The 20,422-nt window shown below is 70.4% G+C and carries 14 protein-coding genes; 5 read left to right on the top strand and 9 right to left on the bottom strand.

The annotated features are described in order from the left end of the window. Positions 1–76: 76 nt before the first annotated feature. The gene (gene dop / locus ACWGIS_RS30035; protein WP_453365611.1) at positions 77–1,588 is read right to left on the bottom strand and encodes a depupylase/deamidase Dop; all 1,512 of its coding nucleotides are present in this window, start codon (positions 1,586–1,588) and stop codon (positions 77–79) included. A gap of 232 nt (positions 1,589–1,820) precedes the next feature. Beyond that, positions 1,821–3,587 carry a proteasome ATPase gene (gene arc, locus ACWGIS_RS30040; protein ID WP_121404178.1) on the bottom strand — a complete coding sequence of 589 codons (1,767 nt, stop codon included), beginning with the start codon at positions 3,585–3,587 and terminating at the stop codon, positions 1,821–1,823. 254 nt (positions 3,588–3,841) lie between these two features. On the opposite strand from arc, the gene ACWGIS_RS30045 reads away from it, so the two are divergent. Continuing rightward, positions 3,842–4,147 carry a ferredoxin gene (locus tag ACWGIS_RS30045; protein ID WP_453365612.1) on the top strand — a complete coding sequence of 102 codons (306 nt, stop codon included), beginning with the start codon at positions 3,842–3,844 and terminating at the stop codon, positions 4,145–4,147. A 38-nt stretch (positions 4,148–4,185) separates the two neighbouring features. On the opposite strand, the gene ACWGIS_RS30050 is transcribed toward ACWGIS_RS30045, so the two are convergent. From ACWGIS_RS30050 to ACWGIS_RS30060, 3 genes are all read right to left on the bottom strand, one after another. After that, positions 4,186–4,764, bottom strand: coding sequence for a hypothetical protein (locus ACWGIS_RS30050; protein WP_453365613.1), 579 nt, complete (start codon positions 4,762–4,764; stop codon positions 4,186–4,188). 197 nt (positions 4,765–4,961) lie between these two features. Further along, complete coding sequence (locus ACWGIS_RS30055) at positions 4,962–5,864, bottom strand: tRNA (adenine-N1)-methyltransferase (RefSeq protein ID WP_453365614.1); 903 nt, start codon at positions 5,862–5,864, stop codon at positions 4,962–4,964. 99 nt (positions 5,865–5,963) lie between these two features. Continuing rightward, a complete protein-coding gene (locus ACWGIS_RS30060) occupies positions 5,964–7,943 on the bottom strand; it encodes a site-2 protease family protein (RefSeq protein WP_453365615.1) in 1,980 nt (659 codons plus the stop codon). Positions 7,944–8,119: 176 nt separating this feature from the next. Between ACWGIS_RS30060 and ACWGIS_RS30065 the strand changes: the two genes are divergently transcribed. Next, positions 8,120–9,238, top strand: a complete 1,119-nt coding sequence (locus ACWGIS_RS30065) for a RecB family exonuclease (RefSeq protein WP_453365616.1) — start codon at positions 8,120–8,122, stop codon at positions 9,236–9,238. Between the two features lie 14 nt (positions 9,239–9,252). Beyond that, complete coding sequence (locus ACWGIS_RS30070; protein ID WP_453365617.1) at positions 9,253–9,924, top strand: response regulator; 672 nt, start codon at positions 9,253–9,255, stop codon at positions 9,922–9,924. 97 nt (positions 9,925–10,021) lie between these two features. Here the strand turns inward: ACWGIS_RS30070 and ACWGIS_RS30075 are convergent, their stop codons facing one another. From ACWGIS_RS30075 to metH, 4 genes are all read right to left on the bottom strand, one after another. Further along, positions 10,022–11,605 (bottom strand): ABC transporter substrate-binding protein, encoded by a 1,584-nt coding sequence (locus ACWGIS_RS30075; protein WP_453365618.1) that lies wholly within the window; start codon positions 11,603–11,605, stop codon positions 10,022–10,024. 77 nt (positions 11,606–11,682) lie between these two features. After that, on the bottom strand, positions 11,683–13,278 hold the full coding sequence (locus ACWGIS_RS30080) for an ABC transporter substrate-binding protein (RefSeq protein ID WP_453365619.1): 1,596 nt from the start codon (positions 13,276–13,278) through the stop codon (positions 11,683–11,685). Between the two features lie 422 nt (positions 13,279–13,700). Next, positions 13,701–14,402 carry an HAD family hydrolase gene (locus ACWGIS_RS30085; protein ID WP_453365620.1) on the bottom strand — a complete coding sequence of 234 codons (702 nt, stop codon included), beginning with the start codon at positions 14,400–14,402 and terminating at the stop codon, positions 13,701–13,703. Between the two features lie 180 nt (positions 14,403–14,582). Further along, complete coding sequence (gene metH, locus ACWGIS_RS30090) at positions 14,583–18,110, bottom strand: methionine synthase (RefSeq protein WP_453365621.1); 3,528 nt, start codon at positions 18,108–18,110, stop codon at positions 14,583–14,585. 331 nt (positions 18,111–18,441) lie between these two features. Between metH and ACWGIS_RS30095 the strand changes: the two genes are divergently transcribed. Together ACWGIS_RS30095 and ACWGIS_RS30100 are read left to right on the top strand one after the other, a co-directional pair. After that, a complete protein-coding gene (locus ACWGIS_RS30095; protein WP_453365622.1) occupies positions 18,442–19,206 on the top strand; it encodes an IclR family transcriptional regulator in 765 nt (254 codons plus the stop codon). A gap of 420 nt (positions 19,207–19,626) precedes the next feature. Next, complete coding sequence (locus tag ACWGIS_RS30100) at positions 19,627–20,418, top strand: MIP/aquaporin family protein (RefSeq protein ID WP_453365623.1); 792 nt, start codon at positions 19,627–19,629, stop codon at positions 20,416–20,418. Positions 20,419–20,422: the final 4 nt, after the last annotated feature.

A 20,422-nucleotide genomic window follows, 5' to 3' on the forward strand; every position in this document is an offset into this window, starting at 1 on the left:
CCATCTCGATGATTCCCGGACGCCGCCTGTTTCCACCCCACCGGAGCCGCCGGGTCCGGTGGGGACACTGTCCCCCTCAGCGCCCCGAAAGAACCCTGACCAGGTCTTCCGCGGTACGGCAGCGGTCCAGGAGCTCCTTGACGTGATTACGCGTTCCGCGAAGCGGCTCCAGGGTTGGGACGCGCTGGAGCGAGTCCCGGCCGGGCAGATCGAAGATCACCGAGTCCCAGGAGGCCGCGGCGACGTCGTCCGCGTACTGCTCCAGGCAGCGTCCGCGGAAGTACGCCCGGGTGTCCTCCGGAGGCTTGGTGCGGGCCCGCTCGACGTCCGTCTCATCCAGGAGGCGCTTCATCTTGCCCCGGGCCGCCAGACGGTTGTACAGGCCCTTGTCGGGCCGTACGTCGGCGTACTGGAGGTCGACCAGGTGCAGCCGCGCGGCGTCCCAGTCGAGGTCGTCCCGGCGCCGGTATCCCTCCATGAGTTCCCGCTTGGCGACCCAGTCGAGCTCCCCGGAGAGGCTCATGGGGTCGTTCTCCAGGCGGTTGAGGGTGTCCTCCCAGCGAGCCAGGACGTCCTTGGTCTGGTCGTCCGCGTCGGCGCCGAAGCGCTCCTCCACGTATTTGCGGGACAGCTCGAAGTACTCCATCTGGAGCTGTACGGCGGTGAGTGTCCGGCCGCTGCGGAGGGTGACCAGTCGCTTGAGCGTCGGGTCGTGCGAGACCTGGTGCAGCGTGCGGACGGGCTGGTCGACCGCGAGGTCGACGGCGATGAAGCCGTCCTCGATCATTGAGAGGACCAGGGCGGTCGTGCCGAGCTTGAGGTAGGTCGAGATCTCGGACAGGTTCGCGTCGCCGATGATCACGTGCAGGCGGCGGTATTTCTCCGCGTCCGCGTGCGGCTCGTCGCGCGTGTTGATGATGGGCCGCTTGAGGGTCGTCTCCAGACCCACCTCGACCTCGAAGTAGTCGGCGCGCTGGCTCAGCTGGAAGCCGTGCTCGTGGCCGTCCTGGCCGATGCCGACGCGTCCGGCGCCGGTGACGACCTGCCGGGAGACGAAGAAGGGCGTGAGGTGCCGCACGATGTCCGAGAAGGGGGTCTCCCGCTTCATCAGGTAGTTCTCGTGCGTGCCGTAGGAGGCGCCCTTGTTGTCCGTGTTGTTCTTGTAGAGGTGGATCGGCTGGGCGCCCGGCAGCTGCGCCGCGCGTTCCGCGGCCTCGGCCATGATGCGTTCGCCGGCCTTGTCCCACAGGACGGCGTCCCACGGGTTGGTGACCTCGGGGGCGCTGTATTCGGGGTGGGCGTGGTCCACGTAGAGCCGCGCGCCGTTGGTCAGGATGACGTTGGCCAGGCCGATGTCCTCGTCGGTGAGCTGGCTGGAGTCGGCGGTCTCGCGGGCGAGGTCGAAGCCTCGCGCGTCCCGCAGCGGATTCTCCTCCTCGAAGTCCCACCGGGCGCGGCGCGCCCGGTGCATCGCCGCCGCGTAGGCGTTGACGATCTGGGATGAGGTGAGCATGGCATTGGCGTTGGGGTGGCCGGGGACGGAGATTCCGTACTCCGTCTCAATGCCCATTACTCGCCGTACGGTCATGCGGCCCTCCTTGCCCGGCGGCGCCCTCGGTCGGGGGCGCTGCTCAAGTACCGCTGGTGCTCCGGTGCGTGTGCGGTGCCCGTCCCCGCATCACGCGACTCGGCGGTACGAAAGAGCCTAGAACGCCTTTGCGCTGGTGGGGAGATCATTTGCGTCATTGCCTTGCTCCGGCCGGGCTGAAAAGCAGTCGGCTGCGGATACCCGCGAAGGGCACCCGCAGCCGCCCTGCCTTTTACAGGTACTGACCGGTGTTCGCCACCGTGTCGATGGAGCGCCCGGTGTCCGCTCCCTGCTTTCCGGTGACGAGGGTGCGGATGTAGACGATCCTTTCACCCTTCTTGCCGGAGATGCGGGCCCAGTCGTCCGGGTTGGTGGTGTTCGGCAGGTCCTCGTTCTCCTTGAACTCGTCCACGCATGCCTGGAGGAGGTGGGAGACCCGTAGGCCCTTCTGGTTCGCGTCGAGGAAGTCCTTGATGGCTGCCTTCTTCGCGCGGCCGACGATGTTTTCGATCATGGCGCCGGAATTGAAGTCCTTGAAGTACAGGACTTCCTTGTCGCCGTTGGCGTAGGTGACCTCGAGGAAGCGGTTCTCCTCGGATTCGGCGTACATCTGCTCCACGGCGGTCTGGATCATGCCGTGGACCGTTGCCTCCCGGTCTCCGCCGTGCTCACCGAGGTCGTCGGAGTGCAGGGGGAGCCGCGAGGTGAGGTACTTCGCGAAGATGTCCTTCGCGGCCTGGGCGTCCGGGCGCTCGATCTTGATCTTCACGTCGAGCCGGCCGGGGCGCAGGATCGCGGGGTCGATCATGTCCTCGCGGTTCGAGGCGCCGATCACGACCACGTTCTCCAGGCCCTCCACGCCGTCGATCTCGGCGAGCAGCTGGGGGACGATGGTGTTCTCCACGTCCGAGCTGACACCGGAGCCGCGGGTGCGGAAGAGGGACTCCATCTCGTCGAAGAAGACGATGACGGGGGTGCCCTCGCTGGCCTTCTCGCGGGCACGCTGGAAGACGAGGCGGATCTGCCGCTCGGTCTCGCCGACGTACTTGTTGAGGAGCTCGGGGCCCTTGATGTTCAGGAAGAAGCTCTTGCCGGTGGCCTGTCCGGTCACCTCGGCGACCTTTTTGGCCAGCGAGTTGGCGACGGCTTTGGCAATGAGCGTCTTGCCGCATCCGGGGGGCCCGTACAGCAGGACGCCCTTGGGCGGCCGCAGTTCGTGCTCCTTGAAGAGGTCGGGGTAGAGGTACGGGAGCTCGACCGCGTCGCGGATCAGTTCGATCTGGTTTCCTAGGCCGCCGATCTGCTCGTAGCCGATGTCCGGGACCTCTTCGAGGACGAGTTCCTCGACCTCGCTCTTCGGTACGACCTCGTAGACGTAGCCGGACCTGGGTTCGAGCAGCAGGGCGTCGCCGGGACGGATGGTGACGTCCAGCAGCGGCTCGGCGAGCCGTACCACCCGTTCCTCGTCGGTGTGCCCGACCACCAGAGCGCGTTCGCCGTCCTCGAGGATCTCCTTGAGGGTGACGATGTCGCCGACGCTCTCGTACTCCATGGCCTCGACCACGTTGAGGGCTTCGTTCAGCATCAGTTCCTGGCCGCGTCGGAGCTCTTCGAGCTCCACGCTCGGGCTGACGTTCACCCGGAGCTTGCGGCCCCCGGTGAAGATGTCGGCCGTGCCGTCCTCGTTCGCCGTGAGGAAGACACCGAAGCCTGCCGGCGGCTGGGCCAGCCGGTCGACCTCCTCCTTGAGGGCCACGATCTGGTCGCGGGCCTCACGGAGCGTATTGGCGAGCCGCTCGTTCTGCGCGGACACGCCGGCCAGGTTGGTCTGCAGCTCGACGATCCGCTCTTCGAGAATCCTCGTGTGCCGCGGAGAGTCGGCGAGCTTGCGTCGCAGGACGGCGATCTCCTGCTCAAGGTAGGCAATCTGCCCGGCGGGGTCATCGGACCCTCTTCCCGGGCGGATGCCGCGGTTCATGTCGTCGTCGTGGGCTGCCACGGTCCTCACCTCCTCCAAGGGGAGCTGGACGCTTCCAGACCCTACCTGGGTGGGTGTCGATTGAAACCCCTAGATCACAAAGACTGTCGAGGTGTGTCCGATCTTCACCCTTGCGCTCTCCCTCACGCCAGGGGAATACCCACCCAACATGATTGGGAAGCGGACGGAGGTAGGGTCGAAGTGTTCAACACCCGTCAGAGCTGGCCCGACTTGCCGGCGATTCGGACCGCTCGACGCAGGAAACGGCAGGAGAAATGACCGTGCAGCAGGAGGCAGGAGTCGACGGCGAGGCGCTCGAGGTCTGGATCGATCAGGATCTCTGTACCGGTGACGGCATCTGTGCCCAGTACGCGCCCGAGGTCTTCGAGCTGGACATCGACGGCCTGGCCTACGTGAAGAGCTCGGACGACGAGCTGCTCCAGGCGCCGGGCGCGACAACCCCCGTGCCGCTGACGCTGCTGCGCGATGTCGCGGACTCCGCGAAGGAGTGCCCGGGTGACTGCATCCACGTCCGGCGTGTTTCGGACAGGGTCGAGGTGTACGGGCCGGACGCCGGGTGACCTGAGGGTCACCCGATGTCACTGTTCTGTCCGGTTCCTCACACGCTGCGGGCCTCGGAGGGCGTGGAGCGGACGAACGTGCCGCCCTTCCACTGCCACTTGGCGCGGTCCTTCACGTCCGGGCAGCAACTGGGCACGGCGGCCGAGGAGTAGCCGAGCAGGGTCGCGGTGACGGCTCCGTCCCGCAGCGCGAAGTCCGAGACGCTGAGCCGGTCGCGTGGTTCGACGAGCGTGGCCACCACCCGCGGCTTGGTCGCGCCCTCGCCCTGGGTGAGGACGTAGACGCCGTTCGGCGGGGTGCCGGAGCCGGCGTCGCAGCGGACGACGGCCACGGTCTCGGGTCGGCCGTCCCCGTCGAGGTCCCCGGACGCCTTCTTCTGTACCAGGACCTTCGCGGTCCCGCACTCGACGGGGAAGGTGACCGCGGCGGGATCCGGGGGCGCCACGGCGGCCGGGGCGGCCTTCGCGTCCGTACCCGCGGCCTGGGCCGCCGTCGCCGGGTCGGGCTGCAGGATCGAGGACAGTGCGACGACTCCCGCGAGGGCGGTGGCCGTGGCGAGCCAGTGGATGGGGCTCGTGTGGGTGTGTGCCAGTTCCGGGACGGCGGATTGCTGCACTCGGAGCGTCTCCTGTGAAGGCTGTGCCGGTGGGGGGTGGCTGCATGGTGCCACACGTCACAGTGAGGCGGAACCGCGGGGTGGGTACTCGTGCCGGCCGTCAACGGAAAAGCGCTGTGGCCGAGTTCCCGGGCGGTCCCGGGAACTCGGCCACAGCCGTGGTGCGTTGGAGAGGTCGGCGGTTCACGCCCGCCGGTTCAGCGGCCGGTGCCGCCGTCGGCGTTCGGTCCCGCGTAGTCCTCGCCGTAGGCGCCCTTGGCGGGGCGGCGGCGGCGCATGGGCGGCTCCACTCCGTCCGCGAGGCGGCGGGCGGTGAGCAGGAAGCCGGTGTGGCCGATCATCCGGTGGTCCGGGCGGACGGCCAGGCCCTCGATGTGCCAGTTGCGGATCATCGTCTCCCAGGCGGTCGGCTCGTTGAAGCAGCCGATCTCGCGGATGGACTCGACGGTGCGCGCGAGCTGCGTGGTGGTGGCCACGTAGCAGCACAGGATGCCGCCCGGGACGAGCGCCTTGGAGACGGCCTCCAGGCACTCCCAGGGGGCGAGCATGTCGAGGATGACCCGGTCCACGTCCGTGTCGCTCAGGTTGTCCTGGAGGTCGCCGACGGTGAGCTGCCAGGCGGGGTGCGGGCCGCCGAAGTAGCGCTCCACGTTCTGCCGGGCGATGTCGGCGAAGTCCTCGCGGCGCTCGTAGGAGTGCAGCATGCCCTGGTCGCCGATGGCGCGCAGCAGGAAGCTGCTGAGGGAGCCGGAGCCCACTCCCGCCTCCACGACGCGCGCGCCGGGGAAGATGTCCGCGAAGGACAGGATCTGCCCCGCGTCCTTGGGGTAGACCACGGCGGCGCCGCGGGGCATGGACAGGACGTAGTCGGGGAGCAGGGGGCGCAGCGCGAGATAGGCGACGTTCCCCGTGGTGCGGACAACGCTGCCCTCGGGAGCGCCGATCAGCTCGTCGTGGGGGAAGGAACCCTTGTGGGTGTGGAAGTTCTTCCCGGCCTCGAGCGTGAACGTGTAGTGGCGGCCCTTGGGGTCGGTCAGCTGAACCTGGTCCCCGACCTTGAAGGGCCCGCGCCTGCGGGCGGCACCGGTCGGTTCGGACATGTGACCAGCCTACCGGTCCCGAAGAGGGCCGCGGACCACGTGTGCGGCGCCCGGCGGGCGGCCCGGCGGCTTCCCGGACCGGCGGGCCCGGGGTGATCGTTACGAGGGCCGCGCCATCGCCTTGACGAAGGCCCGCTCGACGTCGGCGGCGGACAGGACGCCGTAGATCTCGCCGGAGTCCTCCACCACGAGGTACTCGGTGGCGGGGGTGGCGCGCAGGACGTCGAGGAGTTCCTCGCCGGCGAGTTCGGCCGAGACGCGCATGCCCTCGGTGAGGTCCTGGGCCAGTCCGCTGACCTCGACCCAGGGGCGGCGGTGCTCCGGTACGCCGACGATGGCGGCCTCGCGGACGAGTGAGAGGGGTTCGCCGTCGGGGTCGACGACGACGAGCGCGCGGGCTCCGGCCTCGTTGGCGCGGCGCAGGGCCTCCGAGAGGGGCGTGCTGTTCTCGACGGGGACGGCGCGCCGGGTGAGGGAGCGGGCCCGCAGCTCGGGCAGGTGCTCGCGCAGCCGGGCCATGCGCAGGCTGTTGCCGGCGCCGGTCCAGATGATCGCGGCGAGGATCGCGGCGAGCAGCGCGTCCATGACGGTGTCCATGCCGCCGATGTCCTCGGGGGCGTCGCCGAGTGCGCCGGACTGGGTGAGCAGGGGCAGGCCGATCAGGACGGAGACGGCGAGCGCGCGGCCGACCCAGGCGGCGGCGACGGTGCCGCTCATCGGCCGGCCGGTGATCTTCCAGACGACGGCGCGCAGCATCCGGCCGCCGTCGAGGGGCAGACCGGGGAGGAGGTTGAAGGCGGCGACGATCAGGTTGGAGATCATCAGGCCGGCCAGCAGGACTCCGGGGACGGTGCCGGGTTCGACGCCCAGGAGGGCGAGGTAGAAGAGGCCCGCCAGGATCAGGGAGAGCAGGGGGCCGACGAAGGCCAGCACGAACTCCCGGCCGGGTGTCTCGGACTCCTTCTCGATCTCCGAGACGCCGCCGAAGAACTGGAGCTGGATCCGGCGCACCGGGAGCTTGAAGCGCAGGGCGGCGACGGTGTGGGCCAGCTCGTGCACGAGGACGGAGGCGTAGAACGCCACGGCGAAGAAGAGGGACACCAGGTAGCGGAGGTTGCCCAGCTCGGGCAGCACCCGGTCGAGCTGTCCGCCGAACACCCAGGTGATGAGCGCGGCCACGAGGAACCAGCTGGGGGCGACGTAGACCGGCACGCCGAAGGGCCGCCCCATGAGCAGCCCGCCGCCGGGTTCCTTGCCCCGGCGCGGCGGCCGCGCCTTGCGTCCGGAGGCGGCCGGGGTCCGGTGACCCGCCGCTCCGGACCGGTCGGCCGGGCCGTGCGGCGCCGACCGCGGGTCCGTCGGGTGGGAGTGCGCGGGGGTCCGGTGCCCGGCGGCTCCGGGCTGCCCGGCGTGGGTGTCGTCCGCGGGAGCCTGCTCGCCGTGCGAGGCGAGGGTCCGGTGGCCGGCGGCCCCCGGCTGTCCGGCGGGGCGCTGCGGGTGCTCGCCGGCGGGAGTCGGCGGCGCCTGCTCGCCGTGCGCGGCCGGGGGGCGGTGGCCGGCGGCTGCCTGCGGTCCGTCCGTGGTTTGCGGGGCGGGTGCGGGCGTGCGGGGGTCCGCTGCTTCGGGCGTGGGCTGTGCGGGCGTCCGGGGGTTCGCTGCTGTCGGCTGCCCGGGGGTGCCCGGGGCGTCCTCGTCGGCGGGACTCGGCGGCGCCTGCTCACTGTGCGCGGCCGGGGGGCGGTGGCCGGCGGCTCCCTGCGGTCCGTCCGTGGTCTGCGGGGCGGGTGCGGGCGTGCGGGGGTCCGCTGCTCCGGGCGTGGCCGGGGGCGTGCCGGTGGCGTCCGTCTCCGGGGCGTCGCTCGGGCTCGGCTCGGGGGTGTCCGCGGGCGTCTCGTCGGCGGGCCGGGCCGGCTCCTGGGCGTCGGCGGCGGGCGCCGGGTCGGGGGCGTCCGGAGGCGTGGCGTGCTGCTCCGTCGCGGGGCGCCCGGTCCCGGTGGCCTCGGGTGCCGGTTCCGCGTGACGCTCGGTCGCCTCGTCTTTGCCGGACCGCGGCTGCCCGCTCCCGCCGCTCTCGTCCACGATGTCCCCTTGTTCGAAGCGTCTCCCCGGTCCCGATCATGCAGGGCTGGAGGGTCTCCGGTCGATGGTATGCGGCCGTGGCGGCGTGTTCCGCCCCGGGACCCGCTCTGTTTTCCGTGCCGTCGGACGAGCGGCGGCTGGGGGACTGTCGGTGCCGGGCCGTATGGTCTGTCGTCATGGACACCAGCACCGAGGACGCGGCGCAGACCGTCGCGGCCGGCACCGCGCAGGCCCCCGTCGAGAGCCCCGGCCCGGCCGGGCCGCAGGAGGCCGCCGCGACCGTCCCGACCTCGGTGACCGCCGTCCCGGCACCGCCCGGCGCCGGTCCGGCCGAGGGCGTCACGGGCGAGGGCGTGCCTGCCGAGGGCGGGACGGGCGGGGTCGTCGAGTCGGCCGTCGTCCCGTCGGCGGTGGCCGCCGCCGGTCCGGTCGTGGCGGTCACGGCCGCGCCCCCCGCGTCGCTGTCCCCCTCCCGCGCGGGCGACTTCATGCAGTGTCCGCTGCTCTACCGCTTCCGGGTGATCGACAAGCTCCCCGAGAAGCCGAGCGAGGCGGCCACGCGCGGCACCCTGGTGCACGCGGTGCTGGAGCGCCTCTTCGACGCACCGGCCGCGGAGCGCACCGCCCCGCGCGCCAAGTCCCTGATCCCCGGTCAGTGGGACCGGCTGCGCGAGACCCGGCCGGAGGTCGTGGAGCTGTTCGCGGACGACCCCGAGGGCGAGCGGCTGGCCCGCTGGCTCGGCGAGGCGGAGCGGCTGGTCGAGCGCTGGTTCACGCTGGAGGACCCGACCCGGCTCGAACCGGCCGAGCGGGAGCTGTTCGTCGAGGCCGGCCTGGACTCCGGACTGAAGCTGCGGGGCATCATCGACCGGGTGGACGTGGCGCCGACGGGCGAGGTGCGGATCGTCGACTACAAGACGGGCAAGGCTCCCCGGCCGGAGTACGCCGAAGGCGCCCTGTTCCAGATGAAGTTCTACGCCCTGGTCGTCTGGCGGCTGAAGGGGGTCGTCCCGCGGCGGCTCCAGCTCGTCTACCTGGGCAGCGGTGACGTGGTGACGTACGACCCGGTCGTCGCGGACCTGGAGCGCGTCGAGCGCAAGCTGCTCGCGCTGTGGGAGGCGATCCGGGAGGCCACCGAGACGGGCGACTGGCGGCCGCGGCCGACGAAGCTCTGCGGCTGGTGCGACCACCGGGCGGTGTGCCCGGAGTTCGGGGGCACTCCCCCGCCGTATCCGCTCCCCGTCAGGGCGCCCGAGTCCGGTGCGACCGAGCAGGGCAGAATGGGGCCGGACTAGCGAAGGAGACTTACGTGGCCATCCGCGTCCTACTGGTCGACGACCAGCCGCTGCTGCGTACCGGCTTCCGGATGATCCTGGAGGCGGAGCAGGACCTTGCGGTCGTCGGCGAGGCCGGAGACGGCCTCCAGGCACTCGACCAGGTACGTGCCCTGCAGCCCGATGTGGTTCTGATGGACATCCGTATGCCGCGGATGGACGGGGTCGAGGCGACCCGGCAGATCACCGGCCCCGGCCGGGACGGTCCGGCGAAGGTGCTCGTCCTGACCACCTTCGACCTCGACGAGTACGTGGTGGAGGCGCTGCGCGCCGGCGCCAGCGGTTTCCTCCTGAAGGACGCTCCGGCCAACGAGCTGGTGCAGGCGATCCGGGTCGTGGCGGGCGGCGAGGCGATGCTCGCGCCGAGCATCACGCGCCGGCTGCTCGACAAGTACGCGGGTCATCTGCCGTCCGGCGACGAACCGGTGCCGGACACCCTGCACACGCTGACCGAGCGGGAGGTCGAGGTGCTGAAGCTGGTGGCGCGCGGCCTGTCGAACGCGGAGATCGCGGCCGACCTGTTCGTCAGCGAGACGACCGTCAAGACGCATGTGGGGCACGTCCTGACCAAGCTCGGCCTGCGGGACCGGGTGCAGGCCGCGGTGTACGCGTACGAGAGCGGGCTGGTGCGCCCCGGCGCCCAGTAGCCGTTGCCGCCCGTGTCCGGCCGGCCCGGGACACGGACATGAATGCGTCAGGGGCGCCCCTTCCGGCCGGAAGGGGCGCCCCTGACGCATGTCGTGCTCAGCTCTTGCTGATCTCCCAGAAGCGGAAGACGGTCGAGGCGTCCAGGCAGTTCTCGACTCCGTAGACGTGCTCCCGCACCACCGCGTACTGCTTGGCCTGCCACACCGGGATGACCGGGACCTGGTCGGCCACGATGCCCTGGACCCGGCCGTAGTCGGAGTCGGTCGAGGCACGGTCGCTCTGCGCGGCGGTCCTGGGCAGGAGGCGCGAAGTGATCGTGCTGTTGGTGTAGTTGTTGCTCAGCACGTTGCCCTCGCCGAAGAAGGGGGCGGTGAAGTTGTCGGGGTCCGGGTAGTCCGGGACCCAGCCCTTCACGTACACGCCGTACTTGCCCTTGGCGATGTCCTTCTCGTACCGGCCGAAGGCGACCGACTTCACGGTGGCGTCGAACAGTCCACTGGCGTTGAGCTGCTTGGCGATCGCCTTGAACTCGGCGTCGGTGGCCGGGCCGTAGCGCGAGGGGGTCGACCAGAGGGTCAGCTTCACCTTGCCGGTGATGCCCTCCTCCTGGAGCGCCGCCCGCGCCTTGGCCTTCGAGGGACGGGCGCCGTAGGTGTCGAAGAACGCCGTGTCGTGCCCGGCGATGCCGGCCGGGATGATCGAGTACAGCGGGGTCGCCGTGTCCTGGTAGACCTCGCCGACCAGGGCCTCGCGGTCGAGCAGGTAGGCGATGGCCTTGCGCACGCCGAGCTTGCCGGCGACCGGGTCGTCCATGTTGAAGACCAGGTGCTGCACCTCGGCGCTGGAGCCCTCGACGACCTCGACGCCCTTGCCGGTGGAGGTGTGGTTGTCCAGGTCCGCGATGTCGTTCGCGGCGAGTCCGCGGTAGGCGACGTCGACGCGGTCGGCGAGCAGGGCGTTCTTCAGGGCGGGCTGGTCGCCGTGGAAGAACTTCAGGGTCACGCCGGTGTTCTTGGCCTCGGCGGGTCCGCGGTAGTCCTCGTTGACCGAGAAGACGGCCTGGTCCTCGTCGAAGGAGTCCAGCTCGTACGGGCCCGAGCCGACCGCCTGGCCGTCGGTGCGCAGTCCGTCGGCGGAGTACTGCCGGTGGTCCACGATCGAGCCGGCGCCGGAGGCGATCTTGCTCGGGAAGGTGGCGTCGGCGTACTTGAGCTTGAAGACGACGGTCCTGGCGTCCGGGGTGGTGACCTCGTCGAGCATGGGGAACATGATCGCGGGACCGGCGGGGTCGTTGATCTTCAGCATGCGGTCGAAGGAGAACTTGACGTCCTTCGAGGTGAGCGGGTCGCCGTTGCTGAACTTCAGGCCCTCGTTGAGGGTGCAGGTGTAGACCTTGGTGCCGGTGTCCGTGAAGGCGCACCTCTCGGCCGCCTCGGGCTCGGGCTCCGTACCGCCCTTGGGGAAGCTCAGCAACGACTGGAAGACGTTGTTGAAGAGCAGCCACGACCCGGGGTCGTAGCCGGCGGCGGGGTCGGTCGCGAGGACGTCGTCGGACATCCCCACGACCACGGAGGAGCCGGTGCCGCCGGTGCTGCCCGTGTCCGAGCCGCATCCGGTCAGCAGGCCGGCGGCCAGCCCCGTCACGACGGACAGGACCGGCCACTGGTTACGCATGTTCACTTGCAAGTGCCTTGTCATGGGATGGGGCGGCCCGGGAGCCGTGGAGGGTCCCGGGCCGGGGGAAGCGGGCCGGCTGCTCAGAGGCCGCGGCCGAGCTCCCACAGCTGCAGGGTCGAGGAGGAGTTGATGGCCCACTCGGCGCCCGTGATGTCGTCGCGTGCGGCGATGTACTGCTTGCCCTGCCAGAGCGGCAGCAGCGGTACGTCGGCGGCCACGATGTCCTGGATCTCGGAGATGCTCTTCGACGCGCTGAGCCGGTCCGCCTCGCGGCGCGACTCGGGGATCAGCGTGTTGCGGATCTCGCTGTTCGCGTACGGCGAGCCGAGGGTGTTGTCCTTGTCGAGGAACGGCGCCAGGTAGTTGTCGGCGTCGGGGAAGTCGGGGAACCAGCCCATGCCGTAGACGTCGTACTTGCCGGCCATCTCGGCGGGACGGAACTTGTCCCAGGCCTCGCCCTTGATGTCGACGTCGAACAGCCCGCTGGCGTTGAGCTGCCGCTTCAGGACCTCGAACTCCGACTTGGTGGCCGTGCCGTAGTGGTCGGTCGTGTAGTGGAGGGTGACCTTCACCGGGGTGGTGATGCCGGCCTTGTTGAGGTAGCCCTTGGCCTTGGCGGTGTTCGGCTCGCCGTACTCGTTGAAGAACGAGTTGCTGTGGCCCGTGATGGTGGCGGGCACCATCGAGAAGAGCGGCTCGGCCTGGGTGCCGTACACCTTGGAGACGAGCTCGCCGCGGTTGACGAGCTGGGCCACGGCCTGCCGGACGGCCTTCGACTTGACCGAGGAGGCGGCGGTGTTGAAGCCGAGGTAGCGGATCTCCAGACCCGGCACCTCGACCAGGTCGATGTCGCCGTTCTTCTTGGACAGCTGCTGGATCTGCTTCGGCGTCATCGAGCGGGTCATGACGTCGATGTCACCCTTGTCGAGGGCGGTGCCCATCTCGTCGGCGCCGGTGAAGGAGCGCATCTCGACCTTGTCGTTCTTCGTCTCCAGAACGCCCTTGTAGTGGGGGTTCTTGGTGAAGACCGCCTTGACGAGCTCCTTGTCCTTGACCTCGGACTCGAGGGTGTACGGGCCGGAGCCGTCCACCTGGAAGCCGTCGCGGAGCTTGCCCTTCTCGTAGTCGTCGGGGTTGACGATGCCGGCGACCGGGGTCGACAGCTTGAAGGGGAAGGTGGCGTCCGCGGTCTTGAGGTGGAAGATCACCTCGCGGTCGCCCTGGGTCTCGACCGTGTCGACGGTGGACAGCAGGGCGAACACCCCGCTGTCGGCCTTGAGGGACAGCGCGCGGTCGATGGAGAACTTCACGTCCTTGGCGGTGACGGGGTCACCGTTGGAGAACTTCAGGTCCTTGCGCAGGGTGCAGACGAACCGCTCGTTGCCGGTGTCGGTGAAACCGCACTTCTCGGCCGCCTCGGGCTGCGGCTCACCGTCGCCACGCGGCTGCACCATGAGGGTCTGGACGGTCTGGCGAAGGATGTTCCAGGTGCCGACGTCGTACGCGTATGCCGGGTCGAGCGGCGCGGGGGCGTCGCTCGTGACGGTGAACCGGTCCGTGGTACCGACGACGATCGCTTCGCCGTCCTTGCTGCCACTGTCGGACCCACCGCAGCCGGCGAGCACGGGGCCGAGCAGGCCGACGATCGCCGGCAGCACCAAAGTCTTGCGGTTCATGCTCGAGTTTCTCCAGAGCTGTCGAGTCCGTGTACCCGGCATGCAGGGGTGGTGCTGCGGATCACGGGGAGTTGTGGCGAGGTTCTCGCGACGAGATTAGTCCGCACCTGCGCGGCGGCTCACAGGCACGGGAGCCACCCTCCCATCACGCTGCGAAACCGGGCGCGGACGCACCGAAAACCCGACAGGGGAAGGAACCGCGCAGCGTTCTACCAATCAGGACACAAGGGCACACGAACCACCCCCGAAAAGGGGGGAGCAGCACAATCCGAACTCGATGTCGACCCCGATATCAGTGACGAACGTCACAGTGTCAACTCGGCTGGCTGGTACCGGAATTCGGCCATCCGACCTGGTTCGGAATTCTCCGGGCGGCCATTCGGGATTTTCGGCCCGCGCGGTTCCGCACGCTGGGTGAAGCCCTAGCGCTTTTCCGTCATGAGGGTGTGCAGGAATCGGAGATCGACATCTTCGAGAGAGGACACGACGGTGCGCCGGGGGGCGGGCGCGATGGGCGACACCGAGGGCACGGCGACCACGTGGCAGCCCGCCGCCTCGGCCGACGCGACGCCGGTCGCGGTGTCCTCGACGGCCGCGCACCTGGCCGGATCGGCGGCGAGGCCGGAGGCCGCCATCAGGTACGGGTCGGGGAACGGCTTGGTCCGCCCGACCTCGTCGCCCGCGACCGTCAGGCTGAAGTACTGGGGGCCGAGGGCGGTCAGCACGCGGTCGATGATGCGCCGGTGCGAGGCGGACACCAGCGCGGTGGGAATCCCGTGCGCGGCCAGCTCGGCGAGCAGCCGGGCCGCCCCCGGCATCAGCGGGAGCGCGCGGCCGATGCGGCTCTCGAAGCCGTCGTTGAGCAGCACGCTCAGCTCGGCCAGGGTGATGTCGGCGCCGGTGGCCTCGATGAGGAAGCCGGCGCTGCGGGTCATGGGGCCGCCGACCACGACATGGCGCCAGGAGTCGTCGAGGGTGTGGCCGAGGGACTTGAAGACCTCGACCTCGACGTCCCACCAGAAGCCCTCGGTGTCCACCAGGGTGCCGTCCATGTCGAGGAGTACGGCCTGCAGCGCTGAGCCTTCGGCCGTACGGGTACCGAGCGCGGGAACCGTGCTGGTCATCCGGGCGCACCTCCTTGAGGGACGATCAGGCCGGCTGCCCTTTTCGAGAAAGGGGCAGCCGGCCTGCGATGGACCGACCAGTGTACGACTTGTCCGGTCGAAATGCCTCGGGGCACCCTCGGGCGTGCCACGGGCCGCGCCGGAGCCCGCCCCCCGCCGGGGGACGGGCCCGGGGACGGCTCAGCGTGCGTTGAAGTACTTCGCCTCGGGGTGGTGGATCACGATGGCGTCCGTGGACTGCTCCGGGTGGAGCTGGAACTCCTCGGAGAGCTGGACGCCGATGCGCTCCGGCCGCAGCAGCTCGGCGATCTTGGCGCGGTCCTCCAGGTTCGGGCAGGCGCCGTAGCCGAGGGAGAAGCGGGCGCCGCGGTACTTGAGGTCGAACATGTCCTCGACGGCGGCGGGGTCCTCTCCCCCGAAGCCGAGTTCGCTGCGTACGCGCGCGTGCCAGTACTCGGCCAGGGCCTCCGCCAACTGCACGGACAGGCCGTGCAGTTCGAGGTAGTCGCGGTAGGAGTTGGCCTCGAAGAGCTTGGCGGTCTCCTCGCCGATGCGGGAGCCGACGGTGACGACCTGGAGGCCGACGACGTCCGTCTCGCCGGACTCCTCGGGCCGGAAGAAGTCGGCGAGGCAGAGGCGGCGGCCCCGGCGCTGGCGCGGGAAGGTGAAGCGGGTGCGCTCGTTGCCCTGCTCGTCCAGGAGGATCAGGTCGTCGTCCTTGGAGACGCACGGGAAGTAGCCGTAGACGACGGCCGCTTCCAGCAGGTTCCCGGTCTGGAGCTGGTCCAGCAGGCCGCGCAGCCGGGGCCTGCCCTCGGTCTCGACGAGCTCCTCGTAGGTCGGTCCGTCGCCGGTGCGGGCCTGCTTGAGGCCCCACTGCCCCTTGAACAGGGCGCCCTCGTCCAGCCAGGAGGCGTACTCCTTGAGCTGGATGCCCTTGATGACGCGGGAGCCCCAGAACGGCGGCTCGGGCACGGGGTTGTCGACGGCGACGTCGGAGCGGACGTGGCCTTCCTCGGGCCGTTCCTCGGTGACGATGTCGGCCGTCGGGCGCACCCGGCGCTGCTTGAGCTCGGGGAGGGCCGCGCCCGGTACGCCGCGCTTGACGGCGATCAACGCGTCCATCAGGCGCAGGCCCTCGAACGCGTCGCGGGCGTAGCGGACCTCGCCCTCGTAGATCTCGTGCAGGTCCTGCTCGACGTACGCCCGGGTGAGGGCGGCGCCGCCGAGGATGACGGGGTAGTCGGCGGCCAGCTTGCGCTGGTTCAGCTCCTCCAGGTTCTCCTTCATGATCACCGTGGACTTGACCAGGAGGCCGGACATGCCGATGACGTCGGCGCGGTGCTCCTGGGCGGCCTCCAGGATCGCGGAGACGGGCTGCTTGATGCCGAGGTTGACGACCGTGTAGCCGTTGTTGGAGAGGATGATGTCCACGAGGTTCTTGCCGATGTCGTGGACGTCGCCGCGCACGGTGGCCAGGACGATGGTGCCCTTGCCCTCGTCGTCGGTCTTCTCCATGTGCGGTTCCAAGTGGGCCACCGCGGTCTTCATGACCTCGGCCGACTGGAGCACGAACGGCAGCTGCATCTGGCCGGAGCCGAACAGTTCGCCGACGACCTTCATGCCGTCGAGCAGCGTCTCGTTGACGATGTCGAGGGCCGGGCGCTCCTGGAGGGCGTCGTCCAGGTCCTGCTCCAGGCCGTTCTTCTCGCCGTCGATGATGCGCCGCTTGAGCCGCTCGTCCAGGGGCAGCGCGGCGAGTTCCTCGGCGCGGCCGGCCTTCAGGGACTTGGTGGTGGCGCCCTCGAACAGCGCCATCAGCTTCTGGAGCGGGTCGTAGCCCTCGCGGCGCCGGTCGTGGATCAGGTCGAGGGCGGTGGTGACCTGCTCCTCGTCGAAGCGGGCGATGGGCAGGATCTTGCTCGCGTGGACGATCGCCGAGTCGAGGCCCGCCTTGACGCACTCGTCGAGGAAGACCGAGTTGAGCAGGACGCGCGCGGCCGGGTTGAGGCCGAAGGAGATGTTCGACAGGCCGAGGGTGGTCTGCACGTCGGGGCGGCGGCGCTTGAGCTCGCGGATCGCCTCGATCGTCGCGATGCCGTCCTTGCGGGACTCCTCCTGGCCGGTGCAGATCGTGAAGGTCAGGCAGTCGATGAGGATGTCCGACTCGTGGATGCCCCAGTTCGTCGTGAGGTCCTCGATCAGCCGCTCGGCGATGGCGACCTTGGTCTCGACGGTGCGGGCCTGGCCCTCCTCGTCGATGGTCAGCGCGATCAGTGCGGCGCCGTGCTCCCGGGCGAGCGCGGTGACCTTGGCGAAGCGCGACTCGGGGCCGTCGCCGTCCTCGTAGTTGACCGAGTTGATGACGGCGCGTCCGCCGAGCTTCTCGAGGCCGGCGCGCAGCACGTCGACCTCGGTGGAGTCGAGGACGATCGGCAGGGTGGAGGCGGTGGCGAAGCGGCCGGCCAGTTCCTCCATGTCGGCGACCCCGTCGCGGCCCACGTAGTCGACGCAGAGGTCGAGCATGTGGGCGCCCTCGCGGATCTGGTCGCGGGCCATCTCCACGCAGTCGTCCCAGCGGCCCTCCAGCATGGCCTCGCGGAACTTCTTGGAGCCGTTGGCGTTGGTGCGCTCGCCGATCGCCATGTACGCGGTGTCCTGGCGGAACGGCACGGTCTGGTAGAGGGAGGCGGCGCCGGGCTCGGGGTGCGGGTCGCGGGGGGTCGGCGACAGCTCGCGGACCCGCTCGACGACCTGGCGCAGGTGCTCCGGGGTGGTGCCGCAGCAGCCGCCGACGAGCGAGAGGCCGTACTCGCGGACGAAGGTCTCCTGGGCGTCGGCCAGGTCGGGGGCCGACAGCGGGTAGTGCGCGCCGTCCTTGCCGAGGACGGGCAGGCCGGCGTTCGGCATGCAGGAGAGCGGGATGCGCGAGTGGCGGGCCAGATAGCGCAGGTGCTCGCTCATCTCGGCGGGGCCGGTGGCGCAGTTCAGGCCGATCATGTCGATGCCGAGCGGTTCCAGGGCGGTCAGCGCGGCGCCGATCTCCGAGCCGAGGAGCATGGTGCCGGTGGTCTCGACGGTGACGGAGACGATGAGCGGCAGGTCGAGGCCGGTGGCGTCCAGGGCGCGGCGGGCGCCGAGGACGGCGGCCTTGGTCTGGAGCAGGTCCTGGGTCGTCTCCACGAGGAGGGCGTCCGCGCCGCCGGCGATCATGCCCTCGGCGTTCCGCTGGTAGGCGTCGCGCAGGAGGGTGTACGGGGCGTGGCCGAGGGTCGGCAGCTTGGTGCCGGGGCCCATGGAGCCGAGCACCCAGCGCTGCTGTCCGCTGGAGGCGGTGAACTCGTCGGCGACCTCGCGGGCGATGCGGGCGCCGGCCTCGGACAGCTCGAAGACGCGTTCGGGGATGTCGTACTCGCCGAGCGCGGAGTGGTTGGCGCCGAAGGTGTTCGTCTCGACGCAGTCGACGCCCACGGCGAAGTACGCCTCGTGGACGGAGCGGACGATGTCGGGCCGGGTGAGGTTCAGGATCTCGTTGCAGCCTTCGAGGTTCTCGAAGTCCTCGAGCGTCGGCTCCTGTGCCTGGAGCATCGTGCCCATGGCGCCGTCGGCGACCACGACGCGGGTGGCCAGCGCCCGGCGGAGGGCGTCGGTTCGGGTCCGGCTTGCGGAGGCTGCGGACGAGGGGGACGGGTTCGGCGACGAGGCCATGAAGGGTGCTCCCTGGAGTGCGACGGCTGTCGGCTTTGCGCTTCCCATGGAAGGCGCACGCCGTCAGGGTAGCCCGGAGCGCCACGCCGTGGACGGGCCGTCCACGGCGTGGGACGCGTGCGGCGGGGACGAAGGGCCGGTGAGGGGCGGTGCGACCGGGTCGGGGCGGGGTGTCCTGCCGGGCGCGGCCCGCGGGCGTGCTCAGATGATGCGGGCGATGTCCGCCGGGCATTGGCGGGAGGTCGGCTACGACCGGTAGTGTTCGACATTGCCGAACGGCGGTAGCGCACAGGCCCGTCGGCGGCCGAAGGGGACGGAGGGCAGCACGGCGATGGCACGGAACATCCAGTCGCTCGAGCGGGCGGCCGCGATGCTGCGCCTGCTCGCGGGCGGTGAGCGGCGGCTCGGCCTGTCGGACATCGCCACCTCGCTGGGCCTCGCCAAGGGTACGGCCCACGGCATATTGCGGACCCTCCAGCACGAGGGCTTCGTCGAGCAGGACATCGCGTCCGGGCGGTACCAGCTGGGCGCCGAGCTGCTCCGGCTGGGGACCACCTACCTCGACGTGCACGAGCTGCGGGCGCGCGCCCTGGTGTGGACGGACGACCTGGCCCGCTCCAGCGGCGAGAGCGTGTACCTGGGGGTGCTGCACCAGCAGGGCGTGCTGATCGTGCACCACGTCTTCCGGCCGGACGACAGCCGGCAGGTGCTGGAGGTAGGCGCCATGCAGCCGCTGCACTCCACGGCACTCGGCAAGGTCCTGGCGGCCTACGACCCCGTGGCGCACAGCGAGGTCCTGGAGGCCGAGCGCAAGACGTTCACGGTCCGGACCATAAGCGAGCCGGACGAGTTCGAGGTCGTCCTCGACCTGACGCGCGCGCGGGGTTACGCGGCCGACGTGGAGGAGACCTGGACCGGCGTCGCCTCGGTGGCCGCGCCGATCCACAACCAGCGGCGCATGCCGGTCGGCGCCGTGGGGATCACCGGGGCCGTGGAGCGCATCTGCAAGGACGGGGAGCTGCGCCCGGAGCTGATCGCGGCGGTGCGGGACTGCGCCCGTGCCGTCTCGCGCGATCTGGGCGCCGGGCGGTTCTGAGGGCCGCGGACACACGGGAGGAGGCCGGGACGCCAAGGGCGTCCCGGCCTTCGTCGTGCGGGCCCCAGGCGGCACGGCACGGGGTCGGAAAGGGGCTGGCCGGGGCCGCCTGGGACGCCTGCTCGGGGCCGCCGGGGACGCCTGGCCGGGGCCGCCGGGGAGGCCCGCTCGGGGCCGCCGGGGACCGATAGCCCGCAGCGATCAATAACGATCGTGTTTTCGATAACAGAACTCTTGACGACCTGCTGACGGCGGAGCAAGACTCCCGTCCATCGGTCGGCATTGTCGAACACCTACCGGCAATAAGCGTTAAGGTGTGACAGTGCCAGGGGCCGGTATCGCTCTCACCTCCCGAGAGCACGAACCACCGGAGGGACCCGGGGTTCGGCTTCCCCTGGACGAAGGACAAAGGAGTCGCGGGTGTCCAGCTCCGACATCTTCATCGGCGAGACCATCGGTACCGCCGTACTCATACTGCTCGGCGGTGGCGTGTGCGCCGCCGTCACGCTGAAGCGCTCGAAGGCTCTCAACGCCGGCTGGCTCGCGATCACCTTCGGGTGGGGCTTCGCGGTGCTGACCGCGGCCTACCTCGCGGGCGGCGTCTCCGGCGCCCACCTCAACCCCGCGGTCACGATCGGCCTCGCCATCGAGGGCGGCACCGAGTGGAGCGATGTTCCGCTCTACCTCGGCTCGCAGCTCCTCGGCGCCATGATCGGCGCGGTCCTGGTGTGGATCACGTACTACGGACAGTTCCAGGCCCACCTCACGGACCCGGAGATCCTGGCCCAGCAGCCGGCCGAGGAGGCGCTCGTCGACCAGAAGGCGGCCCCCGCCGCCGGTCCGGTGCTCGGCGTCTTCTCCACAGGCCCCGAGATCCGCAACGTGGCGCAGAACCTGGCCACCGAGATCATCGCCACCGTCGTCCTGGTCCTGGCCATCCTGACCCAGGGCCTCAACAACGACGGCAACGGACTGGGCGTGCTCGGCGCCATGGCGACCGCGTTCGTGGTGGTCGGCATCGGCCTCTCGCTCGGCGGCCCGACCGGCTACGCGATCAACCCGGTCCGCGACCTCGGCCCGCGTATCGTGCACGCCCTGCTGCCGCTGCCCAACAAGGGCGGTTCGGACTGGGGCTACGCCTGGATCCCCGTGGCCGGACCGCTCATCGGCGGCGCCGTCGCGGGCGGCCTCTACAACCTCGCCTTCAAGTGAGCCC

It is taken from the genome of Streptomyces sp. NPDC054842, from assembly GCF_053611025.1.